Origin of the sequence: Aeromonas sp. TW 6, from assembly GCF_013168745.1 — a bacterium.
Taxonomy (GTDB): Bacteria; Pseudomonadota; Gammaproteobacteria; order Enterobacterales; family Aeromonadaceae; genus Aeromonas; species Aeromonas caviae.
This window is the reverse complement of the sequence record NZ_JABERS010000002.1, coordinates 104,356-123,081: the sequence shown is the minus strand read 5'-3', so window position 1 is coordinate 123,081 and position 18,726 is coordinate 104,356. Positions and strand designations below refer to the sequence as shown.

Annotated in this window: 18 protein-coding genes; 10 read left to right on the top strand and 8 right to left on the bottom strand. The window is 60.1% G+C overall.

The features are described 5' to 3' along the window. Positions 1–201: 201 nt before the first annotated feature. The gene (gene sugE / locus HKD46_RS01490) at positions 202–516 is read right to left on the bottom strand and encodes a quaternary ammonium compound efflux SMR transporter SugE (protein WP_039039004.1); all 315 of its coding nucleotides are present in this window, start codon (positions 514–516) and stop codon (positions 202–204) included. A gap of 339 nt (positions 517–855) precedes the next feature. On the opposite strand from sugE, the gene asd reads away from it, so the two are divergent. Beyond that, entirely contained in the window at positions 856–1,968 is a 1,113-nt protein-coding gene (gene asd / locus HKD46_RS01485; protein WP_042016283.1) for an aspartate-semialdehyde dehydrogenase, read from the top strand. Positions 1,969–2,084: 116 nt separating this feature from the next. Here asd and cspD read toward each other — a convergent pair whose 3' ends face one another. Further along, positions 2,085–2,303, bottom strand: coding sequence for a cold shock-like protein CspD (cspD, locus tag HKD46_RS01480; RefSeq protein WP_010674510.1), 219 nt, complete (start codon positions 2,301–2,303; stop codon positions 2,085–2,087). A gap of 228 nt (positions 2,304–2,531) precedes the next feature. Between cspD and clpS the strand changes: the two genes are divergently transcribed. Both clpS and clpA read left to right on the top strand, forming a co-directional pair. Further along, positions 2,532–2,849, top strand: coding sequence for an ATP-dependent Clp protease adapter ClpS (gene clpS, locus HKD46_RS01475; RefSeq protein ID WP_005325410.1), 318 nt, complete (start codon positions 2,532–2,534; stop codon positions 2,847–2,849). Positions 2,850–2,909: 60 nt separating this feature from the next. After that, positions 2,910–5,162 carry an ATP-dependent Clp protease ATP-binding subunit ClpA gene (clpA, locus tag HKD46_RS01470; RefSeq protein ID WP_128273140.1) on the top strand — a complete coding sequence of 751 codons (2,253 nt, stop codon included), beginning with the start codon at positions 2,910–2,912 and terminating at the stop codon, positions 5,160–5,162. A gap of 69 nt (positions 5,163–5,231) precedes the next feature. Here the strand turns inward: clpA and infA are convergent, their stop codons facing one another. From infA to aat, 3 genes are all read right to left on the bottom strand, one after another. Then, on the bottom strand, positions 5,232–5,450 hold the full coding sequence (gene infA, locus HKD46_RS01465; protein WP_005300033.1) for a translation initiation factor IF-1: 219 nt from the start codon (positions 5,448–5,450) through the stop codon (positions 5,232–5,234). 68 nt (positions 5,451–5,518) lie between these two features. After that, the gene (locus HKD46_RS01460; protein ID WP_171864799.1) at positions 5,519–6,235 is read right to left on the bottom strand and encodes an arginyltransferase; all 717 of its coding nucleotides are present in this window, start codon (positions 6,233–6,235) and stop codon (positions 5,519–5,521) included. Beyond that, entirely contained in the window at positions 6,232–6,939 is a 708-nt protein-coding gene (gene aat / locus HKD46_RS01455; RefSeq protein WP_029314435.1) for a leucyl/phenylalanyl-tRNA--protein transferase, read from the bottom strand. The genes HKD46_RS01460 and aat overlap by 4 nt, the downstream gene beginning before the upstream one ends. 17 nt (positions 6,940–6,956) lie before the next feature. Between aat and HKD46_RS01450 the strand changes: the two genes are divergently transcribed. Then, positions 6,957–7,427: a glycine zipper 2TM domain-containing protein gene (locus HKD46_RS01450; protein WP_041211363.1), complete on the top strand. Its 471-nt coding sequence runs from the start codon at positions 6,957–6,959 to the stop codon at positions 7,425–7,427. An 82-nt stretch (positions 7,428–7,509) separates the two neighbouring features. Here HKD46_RS01450 and HKD46_RS01445 read toward each other — a convergent pair whose 3' ends face one another. The 3 genes from HKD46_RS01445 to ald all read right to left on the bottom strand — a co-directional run bounded on the left by HKD46_RS01445 (position 7,510) and on the right by ald (position 11,059). Beyond that, complete coding sequence (locus tag HKD46_RS01445; protein ID WP_171864798.1) at positions 7,510–8,751, bottom strand: diguanylate cyclase; 1,242 nt, start codon at positions 8,749–8,751, stop codon at positions 7,510–7,512. 58 nt (positions 8,752–8,809) lie between these two features. Beyond that, positions 8,810–9,760 carry a thioredoxin-disulfide reductase gene (gene trxB, locus HKD46_RS01440; RefSeq protein WP_010674516.1) on the bottom strand — a complete coding sequence of 317 codons (951 nt, stop codon included), beginning with the start codon at positions 9,758–9,760 and terminating at the stop codon, positions 8,810–8,812. A gap of 183 nt (positions 9,761–9,943) precedes the next feature. Beyond that, positions 9,944–11,059 carry an alanine dehydrogenase gene (ald, locus tag HKD46_RS01435; protein ID WP_069651142.1) on the bottom strand — a complete coding sequence of 372 codons (1,116 nt, stop codon included), beginning with the start codon at positions 11,057–11,059 and terminating at the stop codon, positions 9,944–9,946. A 150-nt stretch (positions 11,060–11,209) separates the two neighbouring features. Between ald and lrp the strand changes: the two genes are divergently transcribed. From lrp to HKD46_RS01405, 6 genes are all read left to right on the top strand, one after another. After that, positions 11,210–11,701, top strand: a complete 492-nt coding sequence (gene lrp / locus HKD46_RS01430; RefSeq protein WP_005300047.1) for a leucine-responsive transcriptional regulator Lrp — start codon at positions 11,210–11,212, stop codon at positions 11,699–11,701. A gap of 189 nt (positions 11,702–11,890) precedes the next feature. Continuing rightward, positions 11,891–14,395 (top strand): DNA translocase FtsK, encoded by a 2,505-nt coding sequence (locus HKD46_RS01425; RefSeq protein ID WP_171864797.1) that lies wholly within the window; start codon positions 11,891–11,893, stop codon positions 14,393–14,395. 71 nt (positions 14,396–14,466) lie between these two features. After that, entirely contained in the window at positions 14,467–15,075 is a 609-nt protein-coding gene (lolA, locus tag HKD46_RS01420) for an outer membrane lipoprotein chaperone LolA (RefSeq protein WP_039039163.1), read from the top strand. Positions 15,076–15,142: 67 nt separating this feature from the next. Next, positions 15,143–16,480: a replication-associated recombination protein A gene (locus HKD46_RS01415; protein WP_272954092.1), complete on the top strand. Its 1,338-nt coding sequence runs from the start codon at positions 15,143–15,145 to the stop codon at positions 16,478–16,480. A gap of 280 nt (positions 16,481–16,760) precedes the next feature. Then, positions 16,761–18,056: a serine--tRNA ligase gene (serS, locus tag HKD46_RS01410; protein ID WP_171864795.1), complete on the top strand. Its 1,296-nt coding sequence runs from the start codon at positions 16,761–16,763 to the stop codon at positions 18,054–18,056. A gap of 175 nt (positions 18,057–18,231) precedes the next feature. Further along, positions 18,232–18,723 (top strand): CvpA family protein, encoded by a 492-nt coding sequence (locus HKD46_RS01405; RefSeq protein WP_010674522.1) that lies wholly within the window; start codon positions 18,232–18,234, stop codon positions 18,721–18,723. Positions 18,724–18,726 lie beyond the last annotated feature (3 nt).

Here is an 18,726-nt window from a genome sequence, read left to right as displayed (position 1 = left end):
AAAAGATAAAAGGAGGCACCCCATGCTCGCCCGGGCGGTCATGGGGCGGATCTTGCTCGCCATGCCACGTCTGTGCCACCCGCCTTTACTCACCGCCTGCGAACACATCAGCAAGCAGAGGAACACAGCAACACGCCGGGCTGACATCGCCCCCTGGAGCTTGCCACGTCGGGGCCGGTGTACCCGGCCCTTTCAGCGCGCCTAACCGATGAATTTCAGACCCAGAATGCCGACGATGATGAGCAGCAGGCAGAGCACCCGGGCCAGGGTGGCCGGTTCGTTGAACAGCCAGATCCCCATCAGCACGGTGCCGACCGCGCCGATGCCGGTCCAGACCGCATAGGCGGTGCCAAGGGGCAGCTGTTTGACCGCCATGGCGAGCAGCAGCACGCTCACCCCCATGGCGATCAGGGTCAGCAGGGTGGGCAGGGGACGGCTGAAACCGTCGGTGTATTTGAGGCCGATGGCCCAGGCGACCTCGAACAGGCCGGCCAACAGCAGGAGCAACCAGGACATAAGGCAGATTCCGCAGGAAGCAGGGTCGTCCCTGCGTATCAGGAGGCCTCGGGGCCGTCCCCGAGGGGCAGCGGGGCTGCCGGTCGGTCTCAATGATGCCCCAACTGGAGGCAGGATGCCAACCGGCTGCCCGCAGGTCGGCCAGGCCGACGGATATTGCAGCGAATGGCACAGAATATTGCGCAATTCGACTTGCGCCCGCCGTCACAATCCGTAATGTGGACAGACGCATTTTTTGCAACTCATATATTGTGAATCCCTTGTAAACGGCTGGCGCCAAGGCAGGGGTCACGGGTACCACACACGATTTCTATAAGCAGCTATCCAGGGTAGGACATTATGAAAAAAGTAGGTTTGGTCGGTTGGCGTGGCATGGTGGGTTCGGTCTTGATGAGCCGGATGCAGGAAGAGAAGGATTTTGCCCGCATTCAACCCACCTTCTTCACCACCTCCCAGGCCGGTGAGGCCGCCCCCAATTTTGGTGTCGATGCCGGCACCTTGCAGGACGCCTTCGATCTCGAGGCGCTGGCCGCACAGGACGTCATCATCACCGCCCAGGGCGGCGACTACACCAAGGATGTTTATCCGCGTCTGAAAGCCGCCGGCTGGCAGGGCTACTGGATTGACGCCGCCTCCTCCCTGCGCATGGAGAAGGACGCGGTCATCATCCTGGATCCGGTCAACGGCGACGTCATCGAGGATGCCCTGAACAACGGCATCAAGACCTTCGTTGGCGGCAACTGCACCGTCAGCCTGATGCTGCTGGCCCTGGGTGGCCTGTTCAAGGCCGATCTGGTGGAGTGGGTGAGCGTGGCCACCTATCAGGCGGCCTCCGGTGGTGGTGCCCGCCACATGCGCGAGCTGGTCACCCAGATGGGCATGCTGCGGGATGAAGTGGCGGTGGAGCTGGCGGATCCCGCCTCCGCCATCCTCGACATCGAGCGCAAGATCACCGAGAAGACCCGCTCTGGCACCCTGCCGGTGGACAATTTCGGTGTGCCGCTGGCCGGTGGCCTCATTCCCTGGATCGACACCAAGCTCGACAACGGCCAGAGCCGTGAAGAGTGGAAGGGCCAGGCCGAGACCAACAAGATCCTCGGTATCGAAAACGCCGCTATCCCGGTGGATGGTCTGTGCGTGCGGATCGGGGCCCTGCGCTGCCACAGCCAGGCCTTCACCATCAAGCTGAAAAAAGATGTGCCCTTGGCCGAGATCGAAGCCCTGCTGGCCGCCCACAACGACTGGGTCAAGGTGATCCCCAACGATCGCGACATCACCGCCCGCGAGCTGACCCCGGCTGCCGTTACTGGCACCCTCAGCATCCCGGTGGGTCGTCTGCGCAAGCTCAATATGGGTCCGGAGTACCTGGCCGCCTTCACCGTGGGTGACCAGTTGCTGTGGGGCGCCGCCGAGCCGCTGCGCCGCATGCTCAACATCCTGCTGGCCCGCTGAGGTAGCGGCAGCAGGGAACAAGGAAGGCCTGGCCTTTCTTGTTCCCCTCTTCGTGCCTGTCCATAAAAAAGCGGCATCCCTTGGGATGCCGCTTTTTAATTTATCCAGTTTGACTCTTAGATGTTCTGTGCTTCGTTTGGCACGATGACAGAGGCATGATTTCCTTTCGGCCCCTGCTGCAGTTCAAAGTTGACTGCCTGACCTGCTTTCAAGGTCTTGTAACCTTCCATTTGAATCGTGGAGTAGTGAGCGAAGATGTCTTCACCACCGCCTTCCGGACAGATAAACCCAAATCCTTTTGCGTTGTTGAACCACTTGACTGTTCCGGTTGCCATACATCTACATCCTTTTATTGATTACCCTGAAGTCGTTGAGTAACCTGCGCCAGCCTTATATAACTAGGGCATGACCCCGTAGCAGACGGGCGCCGATTAGCAAGTAACCAATCTAGTCCAACTTTTAAGCGAGTCAAGAAGTTGTTAACAACCGATGTGATCTGGTTAACAAGTCTATTGACAATCTTGAGCGACACGGTAGTAATCTAGAGGTACCAAAGCGCAACTATGAGCAAGCAGAAAGAACTCTTTGCTAATGAAGAGATTGCAGAAGCAGAGAAAACGAAGCTGCAACCGCCACCTATGTACAAGGTCGTCCTGAACAACGACGACTACACACCGATGGAGTTCGTGGTGGAGGTGCTGCAAAGGTTCTTTGGTATGGATCTGGAGAAGGCCACTCAGGTGATGCTGAGCGTGCATTATAGTGGTAAGGGAGTCTGCGGCACATTTACCGCCGAGATTGCCGAGACCAAAGTGGTCCAGGTCAACACCTATTCACGTAACAACGAACATCCACTGCTATGTACCATGGAAAAGGCTTGAATCTGATGACTTGATGGCGATAACGACACCGCATTGTTGCTGTACTGAGGGGAGGTGCCTATGTTGAACAAAGATCTAGAAAAGACGCTGAACGAGGCTTTCAAGCTGGCCCGTGACGAGCGCCACGAATTCATGACCGTCGAGCACCTGTTGTTGGCCCTGCTGGATAACAGCTCAGCCCATGAGGCGCTGAGTTCATGTGGTGCGGATGTGGAACAGATGCGCAAAGAGATCCGCGCCTTCATCAATCAAACGACTCCGCTCATCCCCCGTGACGACGAAGACAGGGAAACCCAGCCGACGCTGGGCTTCCAGCGCGTGCTGCAACGTGCCGTCTTCCATGTCCAGTCGTCCGGCAATACCGAGGTGAGCGGTGCCAATGTCCTGGTCGCCATCTTCAGCGAACAAGAGTCCCAGGCCGCCTACTTCCTGAAAAAAGCCGAAATAAGCCGCCTGGATGTGGTGAACTTCCTGTCTCACGGGGTGCGCAAGGACAACAAGCCCGAGAGTGGTGGCAACAATGCGGAATCTGATGACGAGGTATCCTCTGCCCAGATAGAAAGCTTTGCCACCAACCTCAACCAGCTGGTGCTGGAGGGGCGCATCGATCCGCTCATCGGCCGTGATCAGGAGCTCAATCGCACCATTCAGGTATTGTGCCGCCGCCGCAAGAACAACCCCTTGCTGGTCGGGGAAGCCGGCGTGGGCAAGACCGCCATCGCCGAAGGGCTTGCCTACCGTATCGTCAAGGGGGATGTGCCCGAGGTGATTGCGGGTAGCACCATCTACTCCCTGGACATGGGCTCCCTGCTGGCGGGCACCAAGTATCGTGGTGACTTCGAGAAGCGCCTCAAGGTGCTGCTCAAGCAGATCGAACGTCAGGAGGGGGCCATCCTCTTCATCGACGAGATCCACACCATCATTGGCGCTGGTGCGGCTTCCGGTGGGCAGCTGGATGCGGCCAACCTCATCAAGCCGCTGCTCTCCAATGGTTTGCTGCGCTGCGTGGGCTCCACCACCTACCAGGAATATGCCCAGATCTTCGAGAAGGACAGGGCCCTTGCTCGCCGCTTCCAGAAGATCGACATCGTCGAACCCACAGTAGACGACACCACTCGCATTCTGATGGGACTCAAGAGCCGTTATGAGTCTCACCATGGCGTGCGTTACACCGTCAAGGCGATCCGGGCGGCGGTGGAGCTCTCCGCCAAGTACATCAATGATCGCCATCTGCCTGACAAGGCCATCGACGTCATCGACGAAGCGGGTGCAGGGCAACGCCTCTTGCCCGTCAGCAAGCGCAAGAAAGTGATCAATGTGCCGGAAATCGAGGCCATTGTTGCCAAGATTGCCCGTATTCCCGAGAAATCTGTCTCCTCCTCCGACAAGGAGGTGCTGAAGAATCTGGAGCGTAATCTCAAGATGGTGGTGTTCGGGCAGGACAAGGCCATCGAGGTGCTGACCGATGCCATTCGGTTGTCACGTTCAGGGCTTGGCAACGAACGCCGACCTGTGGGCTGCTTCCTGTTTGCCGGCCCGACCGGGGTGGGCAAGACCGAAGTGACCCAGCAACTGGGCAAGGCGCTCGGGGTCGAAGTATTGCGATTTGACATGTCGGAATACATGGAACGCCATACCGTGTCCCGGTTGATCGGGGCTCCTCCCGGTTACGTGGGATTCGAGCAGGGAGGGCTGTTGACCGACTCCGTCCTCAAGCATCCGCACTCCGTCGTGCTGCTTGACGAGATCGAGAAGGCGCACCCGGATGTCTTCAACCTGCTGCTGCAGGTGATGGACAACGGTACCCTGACGGACAACAACGGGCGCAAGGCAGATTTTCGCAATGTGATCCTGGTGATGACCACCAACGCAGGGGTTCAGGAGACCCAGCGCAAGTCCATCGGTTTCCAGCAGCAGGACATGAGCCACGATGCCATGGCGGTGATCAACAAGACGTTCAGTCCGGAGTTCCGCAACCGGCTCGATCACACCATCTGGTTCAACCATCTCGACATGAGAGTGATCCATCAGGTGGTCGACAAGTTCATCGTCGAGTTGCAGGTTCAGCTGGATGCCAAGGGCGTTTCACTGGAGGTGTCTGAAGAGGCGCGCCACTGGTTGGCAGAGAAAGGGTATGACAGGGCAATGGGGGCAAGACCCATGGGCCGGGTCATTCAGGAGCACCTCAAGAAGCCCCTGGCCAACGAGATCCTGTTCGGTTCCCTGGTCGATGGCGGCATCGTGAAGGTCGAGCTGGTGAACAACAGCCTCAGCTTTGATTTTCAGGTCAACGTTGAAGCTGTCTCTCACTGACTGTGAGCAAGGCCGGAAATGACAAAAAACCCCAACCGAGAGGCTGGGGTTTTTTGCTGAATTCCTGGCTTAGCGAGAGCGGAAAACAATACGTCCCTTGGAGAGATCGTACGGAGTCAGAGCCACCGTTACTTTGTCCCCAGTCAGGATACGGATGTAGTTTTTGCGCATCTTGCCGGAAATATGAGCGATAACCACGTGACCATTTTCCAGTTCCACACGGAACATGGTATTGGGCAAGGTTTCGAGAATGGTACCCTGCATCTCAATACTGTCTTCTTTAGCCATTGAATCCTCTTGATAAGCCACAACAAAAAACCGCTGGATCATGCCGGATTTAAGGCTATGTGTAAAGTTTACTCGGGCTTGGTGTCGATTTTTTTCCATTCGCCCTGTACCAGCAGCTCATGGGGCAGGTATTGGCGCTTGTAATTCATCTTGCGGCACTCCTCCACCAGATACCCCAGATAGAGCCACTGACGACCGGTACGTCTGGCCAGTTCCAACTGGCTCAGGATGGCGAAGGTGCCGAGCGACCGATCGGCATAGTCGGGGTCGAAGAAGGTGTACATGGCGCTCAGAGAGTGGGGAAGCAGGTCCGTGGTGGCCACGCCGATGAGGCGTCCCTCCTTGCGCATCTCCAGATAGAGGGGGGGCATCCAGTCGCAGTGCAGGAATCCCTTGTATTGGGTCCGGCTCGGTGGATACATGCTGCCATCCCGATGACGCTCACGGATATAGCGTTCATAGAGCAGGTAATACTCGGGCTTGTCGTCATAGCTCAGTACGAGTTCGAGATCTCGGTTCAACTGGCGGATGCGTTTCTGCCCACGGCTCGGGGTGAAGCGTTCACTGTGTATGCGCAAGGATTGGCAGGCGCTGCAGGCGGGGCAGTGAGGACGATAGATGTCGTTGCCACTGCGCCGGAATCCTGCCGTCAGCAGCCGTTCGTACCCGGCGGCGTTGAGCAATTCATGGTCCATCAGGACCAGCAACTGCTCCTGCTCGTGACCGAGGTAGCTGCACGGGTGCCTGGGGGTCAGCCCGACCTTGAGGATCACTTCTTCACTCATAGGCTGATTCTCCTCGGTTGCCAGCATCCCTCTTGCAACGGTTGCCGGGTCAGGGTGGCCAGGGTGGTCAGAAAGCGCTGCCTTGGCCACTCCTGAACGCCCAGTGTGGCCAGAAAGTCGTTTTGCATCTGGCAGTCGATGAGGGCACCGCCGTGCCCTGCAAAGTGGCGACAGAGGGCCACCATGGCCAGTTTGGCGCCATTGTCGATGCGGCTGAACATGGATTCACCACAAAAGAGTCGGCCCAGGGAGAGGCCATAGAGACCTGCCTGCAACTGATCATCCTGCCAGATCTCGATGGAGTGGGCATGACCGAGGCGATGAAGGCGCCGATAGGCGTCGATCATGGGGGCACTTATCCAGGTGCCGCTGGCGGTGCGACGGGGGGCGGCGCAGGCTGCAATGACGTCATCAAAGGCGCGATTGATGTAAATCTCGAAGGGGGTGCGGCGCAAACACTTCTGCAGGCTGCGGCCGATGTGGAGTTCCTCGGGCACGATGACTCCCCTGGGATCCGGTGACCACCACAGCAGTGGCTGATGGGGTTCATTCCACGGAAAGATCCCGCTGTGGTAAGCTGCCAGCAATCGAGTGGGGGAGAGATCTCCCCCAATCGCGAGCAGCCCGTTGGGCTCTTCCAGCGCATGGCTGGGGGAGGGAAACCAGCACAGCTCATCATCCAGTTCGGTAAGATAGCGAGACATAAGGCAGAGGTTCATAGATGAAGGCCATTATCCTGATAGTATCCAGCTTGCTTGGCTTTGTCACGGCACCGGCCTGGAGTGCGGTGTATGAACGCAACACGGCGCGTCCGGTGGAGCAGGTGGTCTTCGGCCAGGTGGATGCGGTGCGCAACATCACCCAGCGCCAGATGGTGGAATCAGAGCATTCCGGCTGGAAAACTCTGGGAGGGGCCGTGCTTGGCGGGCTGCTCGGCAACCAGTTTGGCGGTGGGCACGGGCGGGAGATTGCCACTGCGGTCGGGGCACTGGCGGGAGCGGCGGCGGTGCAGCAGTTTCAGTCAGGGGGCAGCGTGGTGGAGAACAAGCTGGTGGAGCTGCTGATCCGCAACGAGCAGAACGGGCTCATCAACGTGATCCAGGATTACGATCCGGCCATGGTTTTTGCGCAGGGCGACAAGGTGCGCATCCTCTATTTCAGCGATGGGGTGCGGGTCGACAAGACCTATTGAACGGTGAAGAAGGGATTGACCCGGCGGCCGCCACACAGGGGCGCCGGGCGGTACTACACGGAGTGCCTCTGCTGATGCTTGCTCAGACGTCCTGACAGACTATCTTGTCTCGCCCGGTATTCTTTGCCTGATACAACTGGCGATCTGCCTCGCTCAGCGCCTCGTCCATGGAGAGCCGCCCGACATTGATGACGCCGAAACTGGCGCGTACAAAGAGCGATATCTCCCGCGACAGCGGTTGCTGACGCATTTGCAGACGAAGCCCTTCCAGTCGCTTGAGCAGCACGGGAACGGGGCAGTGTGGCACCATCAGGGCAAATTCTTCACCACCGAATCGGGCTATCATGGCATCCGGGAAGAACTGGGTGAGCAGCCTGGCCAGATGACAGAGCAGCTGATCGCCGATGGCGTGCCCCCAGTGATCATTGACCTGCTTGAAGTGATCCACATCGAGCACGCACAGGGAGAGCTGCGCCTGATGGCGCTGATGCTCCTCGAACCACTTTTGACCCTCGTTGAACCAGTAGCGTCTGTTGTAAAGCCCGGTCAGGTAGTCTCGGTTGGCCGATTCCTGGATGTTGTTGAACTGCTCAAGGGCCTCCAGGTTGTAGCTGACCCGGCACTGCAGCTCCTCGGGTTCAAAGGGCTGATTGAGAAAATCATTCGCCCCTTGCTTGAGGTAGCGTGCCGAGAGGCCGTGCTTGTCCGACACCGAGATGCCGATGATGGCGAGCTGCTGCTTGCTGTAGCGCTCGCGCAGCATTCGCACCAGGCTGATGCCATCGATCTCCGGCATGTAGTAGTCCACCAGCATCAGGCGAATGGCGGGGTGCTGCTCGAGCTGCGCCAGCGCATCGCGTGCTGAATTGGCCTCGTGCACCTGCAACAACTGCTTGCGCAACTGGGCCGCGGTGCGGTGACGGGAGGTGCGTGAATCGTCGACCACCAAGACTTCGATGGCCTGGTTGAGGTAGAGGCGGTGCACCAGACCGACGGCATATTGCAGGGAGTGACGTGAATCCTTCATCACATAGTCCAGCACCCCGGCCTCCAGCCAGGCTTCCCGCTTCTCTTCGCTGATGTCGGCCGTCAGGATCACCACCGGCAGCCCACGCTCCCTCAGCACATTGACAGCTTCTCCGCCGGGGGCGTCCGGCAGGGTGAGATCCACCAGGGCGACCACATAATCTTCCCCATGGCAATCGCGAGCCCCTTCAAGGGTATCGAACGCGTCGATTTCCAGCCCGGTCTGCTGCGCAATGGCCTGGGTCAGCATACGGCGTACCGTCAGGCTGTCTTCCACTATCATTATTTTTCGTTTCATCCTGCTCCTTGCAATAAAAAAGGGCATGCCAACTGGCATGCCCTTTATATCCTTCCGATTATTGTGCGTCCAGATATCGCTCTGCATCGAGGGCGGCCATGCAGCCGGTTCCTGCGGAGGTGATCGCCTGGCGGTAGACGTGGTCGGCCACGTCGCCGGCGGCGAACACGCCCGGGATGCTGGTCTGGGTTGCGAACCCTTCCAGTCCGCCACGCACCTTCAGATAGCCGTTTTCCATGGCCAACTGCCCTTCAAAGATCTGGGTGTTGGGCTGGTGACCGATGGCGATGAAGACCCCCATCAGCGGCAGCTCGGAGGTGGTGTCATCCCGGGTGCTGCGCAGGCGCACGCCGGTGACGCCCATGTCGTCACCCAGTACTTCGTCCAGGGTCTGATGGGTGTGCAGGACGATATTGCCGCTCTCGACCTTGTCGTTGAGGCGCTTGATCAGGATCTTCTCGGCGCGGAACTCGTCGCGGCGATGAATGAGGTGCACCTTCTTGGCGATGTTGGCCAGATAGAGTGCCTCTTCCACGGCGGTGTTGCCGCCACCGACCACGGCCACTTCCTGGTTGCGGTAGAAGAAGCCGTCACAGGTGGCGCAGGCGGAGACGCCGCGGCCCTTGAAGGCCTCTTCGGAGGGCAGACCCAGGTATTTGGCGGAGGCGCCGGTGGCGAGGATCAGCGCATCGCAGGTGTATTCCCCGTTGTCGCCCTTGAGGCGGAAGGGACGCTCGGTCAGCGTCACTTCATTGATGTGATCAAAGAGGATGCGGGTATCGAACTTCTCTGCATGCTCTTTCATGCGCTCCATCAGGGCCGGGCCGGTCAGCCCTTCCGCGTCCCCTGGCCAGTTTTCCACTTCGGTGGTGGTGGTCAGCTGACCACCTTGCTGCATGCCGGTGATGAGCAGGGGATTGAGGTTGGCGCGAGCGGCATAGACGGCCGCAGTGTAACCTGCCGGACCGGATCCCAGGATCAGCAGTTTGCTGTGAGTGACTTGGCTCATGATGTGATTTCCGAGACGTGATGAGTTTGCGCGATTGTAGGTAATTCGTGATCCGTGGTCAAAGGCCAGCGCATCGATTGGGGCAATCGCCAACAAGAGGGGTGAGCCGGGGACGGCAGGCCAAAAAAAACCGCCCATCGCGGGCGGATTTTCACTCATCTACCTCCCTTTGCAGGGACGCGATCAGTTCAGCAGGGTCAGGGGATCCGTGTAAGCCAGGTTGTGGGCCACGGCAACCTCCTTGCAGGTGATTTTGCCCGCCATCACGTTCAGGCCGTGCAACAGGTGGGGATCGGCGAGCAGAGCGTTGCGATAGCCCTGTTCGGCCAGCTTGATGATGAAGGGGAGGGTGGCGTTGTTCAGGGCCACGGTGGAGGTCCGCGCCACGGCACCCGGCATGTTGGCCACGCAGTAGTGCACCACCTCGTCGACGATGAAGGTGGGATCTTCATGGGTGGTGGCATGGGAGGTCTCGACACAGCCGCCCTGGTCGATGGCCACGTCCACGATGGCTGCACCGGGTTTCATGCGAGCAATGTGGTCACGGCTGACAAGTTTTGGCGCAGTGGCGCCAGGCACCAGCACGCCGCCGATGACCAGGTCCGCCGCCAGCAGATGGCGCTCCAGGGTCTCGCGGTTGGAGTAGACCACCTTGGCAGCCCCTTGGAACTCGCTGTCGAGACGGCGCAGGGTATCGACGTTGTTGTCGAGGATGGTGACGTCGGCACGCAGGCCGACGGCCATGCGGGCTGCGTTGGAGCCCACCACACCACCACCGATGATCACCACCTTGGCCGGTTCCACACCGGGCACACCGCCGAGCAGCACGCCGCTGCCGCCACGGGATTTCTCCAGTGCCTGGGCTCCGGCCTGAATAGACATGCGTCCGGCCACTTCCGACATGGGGGCCAGCAGGGGCAGACCGCCACGACCGTCCGTGACGGTTTCATAGGCGATGCAGACGGCACCACTGTCGATGAGATCCTGGGTCTGGGCCTGGTCCGGCGCCAGATGCAGATAGGTAAAGAGGGTCTGGCCGGGACGCAGCATGGCCCGTTCCACTGCCTGGGGTTCCTTGACCTTGACGATCATCTCCGCCTTGGCGAAAACTTCGGCAGCGGAGGCCAGGATCTCGGCTCCGGCAGCCAGATAATCTGCGTCACTGAACCCAATGCCATTTCCTGCGCCGCTTTGGACGAAAACAGTATGGTTTCGTGCTGTCAGTTCACGTACACTGGCCGGAACCATGCCTACGCGATATTCATGGTTTTTTATTTCCTTAGGTACACCGATAATCATGCTATCCCTCGTCTATCGATTGGTGGTTTATGTTGCCTAGATGTTAAGCGACATTTGCGCCTAGTATATTCAGGTATTGACAGGATTTGTGACCATTATTATAAAATGACTGGTGATTCTTACCAAAAAATAGCCAAAGGATGGAATTAAATGATGGAAGCTAAGAGTCGGCTAAAGGATTTGGACAGGATTGACCGCAACATTCTGAATGAACTGCAAAAGGATGGCAGGATTTCGAACGTTGAGTTGTCCAAACGAGTTGGCCTGAGTCCCACACCGTGTCTGGAACGGGTTCGTCGCCTGGAGCGACAAGGGTATATCGAAGGATATGCCGCCATTCTGAACCCTCATTATCTGGACGCGTCTCTGCTGGTGTTCGTGGAAATTACCCTCAATCGTGGCGCCCCCGATGTGTTCGAGCAGTTCAACAAGGCTGTTCAGGTGCTCGAAGAGATCCAGGAATGTCATCTGGTGTCCGGTGATTTCGACTATCTGCTCAAGACCCGCGTCAGCGACATGTCCGCTTACCGCCGCCTGCTGGGTGAAACCCTGCTGCGTCTGCCGGGCGTCAACGACACCCGCACCTACGTGGTGATGGAAGAGGTCAAACAGAGCAGTCGTCTGGTGATCAGCACCCGATAAGCGGGGTTGTGCTGTGACTTGCAAGTTCCATGACGAGTCACGATAGTCAGAAACGAGCGGCCGGTCCGCTCGTTTCTTCTTATAGAGAGTTTCAGGCCCGCCCTCAGGCACTGGCTGACAATCGGTGGGCTTTTCAGGGATACTAGGCCCCCTATCCCCGCATTCATGTTTTCACAAAGGAGCCGGAGTTTGGCCGATAAAAAGCTGTTTACTCCTTTATCAGGTACACAACGGATCTTCGAGGCCGTCTTGATCGCCATCACCCTGATGGCTGCCTATCTTTTGCTTGCCCTGCTGACCTACCATCCCGCCGATCCCGGCTGGTCGCAAACCTCCTGGCAAGGGGAGGTGAAGAACCTCGCGGGCAGCGCCGGTGCCTGGCTCGCCGACATCACCATGTTTACCTTCGGGGCCTTCTCCTATCTGGTGCCCCCTCTGGTGGTGCTGCTTGGCTGGAGCCTGTTCTGGCGCCCGAGCAAGCTGCTGGAAGTGGATTACCTCACCCTGTCGGTACGGATCATCGGCTTCGTGCTGACGGTGCTCGGCATGTCCGCCATCGCCAGCATGAACTTCAACGACTTGCAGAACTTTTCCGCCGGCGGCCTGGTGGGGGATGTGATCGCCTCCGCCGTGGTGCCGCTGTTTGGCGGCGTGGGGGCCAACCTGATGCTGCTCTGCTTCGTGGCGACCGGCATCACCCTCTTTACCGGCTGGTCCTGGCTCACCATTGTCGAGCGCATCGGTGCCGCCTGCACCGGCTCAGTCAGCGCCATCTACCATTTCCCCACCACCCTGGGCCGCTGGCTCACCGGTGGCTGGCGCCAGCCCCGCTATGAGGGGCCGGATCCCCTGCTGGAAGGGGGCGTGGGCAGCTTCGATCAGGAAGAGGATGACGAAGACCCCCACGGCAGCTGGACACGCAACCCCAAGGCGAAGAATCGCGCTCCAAAGACAAAAGCTGACGAATGGCTGCCGGAGCTTGACGAAGACACCTTCCAGTTCGATCCGCAGTTTGACGACGAAGAGGACGAGGCTCCGGCGCCTGCCGCCAAGGGCAAGCGCGTGGCCAATGGCCGTCCGCGTCCAGCCGTGCGCCAGGAAGAAGATGACCTCGACTTGCCCTGGGCGGAGGGGGATGACGAACCCGATGCTCCCGTTGCCGCGGCGCCGGTGAAAGCCAAGCACCGTCCCCAGCCCGGTCTGGCCCCTTTGCCGAGCATCGATCTGCTGGACAGGCCGCCCGCCAAGACCCAGATGATGAGCAAGGACGAGCTGGAGCGCATGGGCCGGCTGGTGGAGGCGAAGCTCGCCGATTACAACGTGCAGGCCAAGGTGGTGGGCGTCTATCCCGGTCCCGTCATTACCCGCTTCGAACTGGACCTGGCGCCGGGCATGAAGGCGAGCAAGATCACCAATCTTTCCCGGGATCTCGCCCGTTCTCTCTCTGCCAGCAGCGTACGGGTGGTGGAAGTGATCCCGGGCAAGACGTTCGTCGGGATCGAGCTGCCCAACCGGGTACGCCAGACCGTCTACCTGCGGGAAACCCTCGACTGCGAGGCGTTCGCGGCCAGCCGCAATCCGCTCACCATGGGGCTGGGTCAGGACATCGCGGGGGAACCCGTGGTGGTGAACCTTGCCAAGATGCCTCACCTGCTGGTGGCGGGTACCACGGGCTCGGGCAAGTCGGTGGGGGTGAACACCATGATCATCTCCATGCTCTACAAATCCTCCCCCGAGGATCTGCGCTTCATCATGATCGACCCCAAGATGCTGGAGCTCTCGGTCTACGAAGGCATTCCGCACCTGCTGACCGAGGTGGTCACCGACATGAAGGATGCCGCCAACGCCCTGCGCTGGTGCGTAGGCGAGATGGAGCGTCGCTACAAGCTGATGTCCGCGGTCGGGGTGCGCAACCTCAAGGGGTACAACGACAAGGTGCTGGCCGCCATCGAGGCGGGGGATCCCCTGGTCGACCCCCTGTGGCGTCCGGGCGACTCCATGGATCAGATGCCGCCGGAGCTGGAAAAACTGCCCCACATCGTGGTGGTGGTGGACGAGTTCGCCGACATGATGATGATCGTCGGCAAGAAGGTGGAAGAGCTGATCGCCCGTATCGCCCAGAAGGCACGGGCGGCCGGTATTCACCTTATCCTCGCGACCCAGCGTCCGTCGGTGGATGTCATTACCGGCCTCATCAAGGCCAACATCCCGACCCGTATCTCCTTCCAGGTGTCGAGCAAGATCGATTCGCGCACCATCCTGGACCAGGGGGGCGCCGAATCCCTGCTCGGCATGGGTGACATGCTCTACATGCCTGCCGGCACCTCCAACCCCACCCGTGTCCACGGTGCCTTCGTCGATGACCACGAGGTACACAAGGTGGTGGCGGACTGGAAACTGCGTGGCGAGCCGGATTACATCGACGAGATCCTCTCCGGCGAGTCGGACGGCGAGGGCGGCGGTGGCGACTTCGGCGGGGGCGGCGATGAAGAGCTCGATCCCCTGTTCGACGAGGCGGTGGCCTTCGTGGTGGAATCCCGCCGTGGCTCCACCTCCAGCGTCCAGCGCAAGTTCAAGATCGGTTACAACCGGGCGGCCCGTCTCATCGAGCAGATGGAAAACCAGGGCATCGTCAGCGCCCCGGGCGGCAACGGCCAGCGCGACGTGCTGGCACCGCCGCCGGTTCGTGACTAAGCCTCACATCATCCTGGCCATGCCCTCTGCGGGCGTGGCCTTTTATCGAGAACCTCCCTATGAAGAGCCTGATGAAAAAACAACTGTTGATGGGTTCCATTCTGCTGGTCGCCAGCAGCCAGGTGTGGGCCGATGCGGCCAGTGATCTCAAGGAGAAGCTCTCCTCCGTCAATGTCTTCTCCGCGACATTTGCCCAGACCGTTTATGACAGCAAGGGCAAGGAGCTGCAAAAGGCGAGCGGCTCCCTGCTGGTGCAGCGACCCAACCGCTTCAACTGGCACACTACCTCCCCGGACGAGAGCCTGATCGTGGCCGATGGCAAGGATGTGTGGGTGTACGACCCCTTCGTCGAGCAGGTCACCGCTCTCAAGATGAAGGATGCGGTGCTCAACACCCCCTTCGTGCTCATCGCGGGCAACGACAACAGCCTCTGGAAGAACTATGACGTGACCCAGGAAGGGGATGTCTATACCGTCACCAGCCGCAACAAGGACGAGCTGATCGCCTCCTTTCGCATCACCTTCGACCGTCAGAACAACATCAGTCGCTTCGACGTGAAAGAGGCGCAAGGGCAGTGGAGCGAGTTCACTCTGAGCAGCTTCAACCGCAAGCCGGTGCTCAAGGGCAACGAATTTGTCTTCAAGATCCCGAAGGGGGTCGAGCTGGACGACCAGCGTTGATGAGCCAGCCGTTACCGGCGTTATCGTCTGACCGGGCGTCATGGACGACCGGTCAGCTGCAAGGTCAATGCAGATGAGCAATTTATCCCTGGATTTCTCCTCGGACTTTCGTCCGCTGGCGGCCCGGATGCGGCCGCAAATCCTCGAGCAGTACATCGGCCAGCAGCATATCCTGGGGCCGGACAAGCCCCTGCGAAAAGCGATCCTGGCGGGGCACTGCCACTCCATGATCCTCTGGGGGCCCCCCGGTACCGGCAAGACCACGCTGGCAGAACTGGTTGCCCACTACTGCCAGGCGGAGGTGGAGCGGCTCTCGGCGGTCACCTCCGGCATCAAGGAGATCCGCGCCGCCCTCGACAAGGCGAAGGAGAACGGCTGGCGCGGGGTGCGCACCATCCTGTTCGTGGATGAAGTCCACCGCTTCAACAAGAGCCAGCAGGATGTCTTCCTGCCCCACATCGAAGACGGCACCATCACCTTCATCGGCGCCACCACCGAGAACCCCTCGTTCGAGCTCAACAACGCGCTGCTCTCCCGGGCCCGGGTCTATCTGCTCAAGAGGCTGGAGGAGCAGGACATCCTCGCCATGATCGATCAGGCGATGCAGGATCCGCGCGGCCTCAATGACCCTAGCCTGCGCTTTGCCCCCGGGGCCAAGGAGGCGCTGGCGAAAGCGGTGGACGGGGACGGGCGCAAGTCTCTTAACTACCTGGAGCTCCTGGCCGACATGGCCGAGGCCGACAGCTCAGGGGCGCGGGTGATCGACAGTACCCTGCTCGCCGCCGTGGTGGGGGAGCACGTGGCCCGTTTCGACAAGGGCGGCGATCACTTCTACGACCTCATCTCGGCGGTGCACAAGTCCATTCGCGGCTCGGCGCCGGATGCGGCCCTCTACTGGTATGCCCGCATGGTGAGCGCCGGCTGCGATCCCCTCTACATCGCCCGCCGCTTGCTGGCCATTGCCTCGGAAGACGTGGGCAACGCCGATCCCCGTGCCATGCAGGTGGCGCTCTCGGCCTGGGACTGCTTCCATCGCATCGGTCCGGCGGAAGGGGAGCGGGCCATCGCCCAGGCCATCGTCTACCTCGCCTGCGCCCCCAAGAGCAATGCGGTCTACACCGCCTGGAAGGCGGCGCTTCACGACGCCAAGAACCTGCCGGACTTCGAGGTGCCACCGCACCTTCGCAATGCCCCGACCAAGCTCATGAGCGAGCTGGGCTACGGCGCCGAGTATCGCTACGCCCACGACGAGCCGGGGGCCTATGCCGCCGGCGAGCAGTACTTCCCCCCGGAGCTTGCCGGCAAGCAGTACTATCAGCCCACCGAGCGAGGCCTTGAAAAGCAGATAGCCCAGAAGCTCGACTATCTGCACGAGCTGGACAAGCAGAGCCCGCGCAAGCGATAGGAAAGACCTTCAAGCCCCTTGCCGGGAAAGCGCACGGCAAGGGCATCAGGGGAGGGGGGCACGGAAAAAACGGGCGCAATAGTCCCTGTTCGGGCGGGGGGGCGGTCTGCTACACTGCCCGTCTGACCCCGGTTGTCTTGGCCTTGCACCATCTTCTTGATTTCGAAGGCCCGATTCCGAAGGCAAAGGGGTGCGCCAACCGATGTTAACTTCCGGATCTGTTTCCCAACCCGGTCACGATGACCCGGGCCCAGATCCCATTAAAAAAAGTAGGTAAACCATGCTGGATCCCAAATATCTGCGCAGCGACATCACCGAAGCTGCCGCTCGTCTGGCGACACGTGGCTACGTTCTGGACGTAGCGGCGGTCAATGTTCTGGAAGAGAAACGCAAGGATCTGCAGTCCCGCACCCAGGAGCTGCAGGCCGAGCGCAACGCCCGCTCCAAGTCCATCGGTGAGGCTGCCCGTCGTGGTGAAGATGTTGCCCCCCTCAAGGCCGAGGTGACCAAGATCAACGACGAGCTCGAGACCAGCAAGGTCGAGCTGGAGGCCCTGCTGGCCCAGCTCAAGGGGATCGCCGACGCCATCCCCAACCTGCCGAGCGAGACCACCCCGGTGGGCCGTGACGAGAACGACAACGTGGAGGTCCGCCGCTGGGGTACCCCGCGTGAGTTCGATTTCCCGGTGCGCGATCACATCGATCTGGGTGAGGCGGCCAAGGGGGTCGACTTCAAGAACGGCGTCAAGCTCTCCGGCGCCCGTTTCGTGGTGATGAAGGGCCAGATTGCCCGTCTGCACCGCGCCCTGGCCCAGTTCATGCTGGACCTGCACACCCTGCAGCACGGCTACACCGAGTGCTACGTGCCCTATCTGGTCAACCCGGACAGCCTGTACGGTACCGGCCAGCTGCCCAAGTTCTCCCAGGACCTCTTCAATACCGGCATCGAAGGGGAAGGGGAAGACGAAGGCAAGGTGCGCAAGTTCTCCCTCATCCCGACCTCCGAAGTGCCGCTCACCAACATGGCCCGTGACGAGATCTTCGACGAGCAGGAGCTGCCCATCAAGATGACCGCCCACAGCCCCTGCTTCCGCTCCGAAGCGGGCTCCTACGGTCGTGATACCCGTGGCCTCATCCGCATGCACCAGTTCGACAAGGTCGAGATGGTGCAACTGGTGCACCCGGAAAAATCCTGGGATGCCCTGGAAGAGATGGTGGGTCACGCCGAGAAGGTGCTGCAACTGCTGGAGCTGCCGTATCGCGTGATGGCGCTTTCCACCGGTGACATGGGCTTCTGCGCCGCCAAGACCTACGATCTGGAAGTGTGGCTGCCGGCCCAGAACACCTATCGCGAGATCTCCTCCGTCTCCAACTGCACCGACTTCCAGGCGCGCCGCATGCAGGCTCGCGTGCGTATCGACGGCAAGCCGCAGCTCATTCACACCCTGAATGGTTCCGGTCTGGCGGTGGGTCGTACCCTGGTGGCCGTGCTCGAGAACTACCAGCAGGCAGATGGCCGCATCGCCATCCCGGCTGCGCTGCAACCCTACATGGGCGGCCTGACCCACATCGGGTAAGCGCTCGTTGCAGACGACAACGCCATGGCATGCCATGGCGTTGTGCATTCTGGGCCCGGGAAACCCGCCGCAAGGGGAAGGGATAGCTCCCTTCGGGCCTGTAACACAATTTTATCAAGCATTGCGCAATCGTTTTTGTTAGACTGCGCCGCAATTTCGCAGGACATCTTTTTCTATGGTCTGGATTGATTACGCCATCATCGGCATCGTCGGTTTCTCCGCCCTCATCAGCCTGGTGCGCGGCTTTCTCAAGGAGGCCATGTCTCTGGTCACCTGGTTCGTCGCCTTTTTCATTGCCAGCCATTTCTATCCCGATCTCGCCGTCTATTTCACCTCTTTCTCCGATGCCATGGTTCGCAACGGTCTGGCCATCGCCGCCCTGTTCGTGGCGACCCTGATCCTCGGCAGCGTGGTGAACTACGTGGTGGGCCTGCTGGTGGAAAAGACCGGGCTTTCCGGCACCGACAGGGTGCTCGGGGTCTGTTTTGGCGCCATTCGCGGGGTGCTGATCGTCAGCGCCCTGCTGTTTTTCATGGATACCTTCACCAGCCTCTCCCAGAGCGACTGGTGGGTGGCGTCCAGGCTGGTGCCGGAGTTCAAGCCGGTGATCCAGTGGTTTTTCGGGTTCATGATGAACTCGTCCAGTTTTCTTCAACAGGTACAGTGACTT

Bases quoted from the DNA above. Each gene is read 5' to 3' on its own strand.
- sugE (WP_039039004.1), bottom strand. From the start codon at position 516: ATGTCCTGGTTGCTCCTGCTGTTGGCCGGCCTGTTCGAGGTCGCCTGG.
- asd (WP_042016283.1), top strand. From the start codon at position 856: ATGAAAAAAGTAGGTTTGGTCGGTTGGCGTGGCATGGTGGGTTCGGTC.
- cspD (WP_010674510.1), bottom strand. From the start codon at position 2,303: ATGGCAACCGGAACAGTCAAGTGGTTCAACAACGCAAAAGGATTTGGG.
- clpS (WP_005325410.1), top strand. From the start codon at position 2,532: ATGAGCAAGCAGAAAGAACTCTTTGCTAATGAAGAGATTGCAGAAGCA.
- clpA (WP_128273140.1), top strand. From the start codon at position 2,910: ATGTTGAACAAAGATCTAGAAAAGACGCTGAACGAGGCTTTCAAGCTG.
- infA (WP_005300033.1), bottom strand. From the start codon at position 5,450: ATGGCTAAAGAAGACAGTATTGAGATGCAGGGTACCATTCTCGAAACC.
- HKD46_RS01460 (WP_171864799.1), bottom strand. From the start codon at position 6,235: ATGAGTGAAGAAGTGATCCTCAAGGTCGGGCTGACCCCCAGGCACCCG.
- aat (WP_029314435.1), bottom strand. From the start codon at position 6,939: ATGTCTCGCTATCTTACCGAACTGGATGATGAGCTGTGCTGGTTTCCC.
- HKD46_RS01450 (WP_041211363.1), top strand. From the start codon at position 6,957: ATGAAGGCCATTATCCTGATAGTATCCAGCTTGCTTGGCTTTGTCACG.
- HKD46_RS01445 (WP_171864798.1), bottom strand. From the start codon at position 8,751: ATGAAACGAAAAATAATGATAGTGGAAGACAGCCTGACGGTACGCCGT.
- trxB (WP_010674516.1), bottom strand. From the start codon at position 9,760: ATGAGCCAAGTCACTCACAGCAAACTGCTGATCCTGGGATCCGGTCCG.
- ald (WP_069651142.1), bottom strand. From the start codon at position 11,059: ATGATTATCGGTGTACCTAAGGAAATAAAAAACCATGAATATCGCGTA.
- lrp (WP_005300047.1), top strand. From the start codon at position 11,210: ATGATGGAAGCTAAGAGTCGGCTAAAGGATTTGGACAGGATTGACCGC.
- lolA (WP_039039163.1), top strand. From the start codon at position 14,467: ATGAAAAAACAACTGTTGATGGGTTCCATTCTGCTGGTCGCCAGCAGC.
- HKD46_RS01415 (WP_272954092.1), top strand. From the start codon at position 15,143: ATGCAGATGAGCAATTTATCCCTGGATTTCTCCTCGGACTTTCGTCCG.
- serS (WP_171864795.1), top strand. From the start codon at position 16,761: ATGCTGGATCCCAAATATCTGCGCAGCGACATCACCGAAGCTGCCGCT.
- HKD46_RS01405 (WP_010674522.1), top strand. From the start codon at position 18,232: ATGGTCTGGATTGATTACGCCATCATCGGCATCGTCGGTTTCTCCGCC.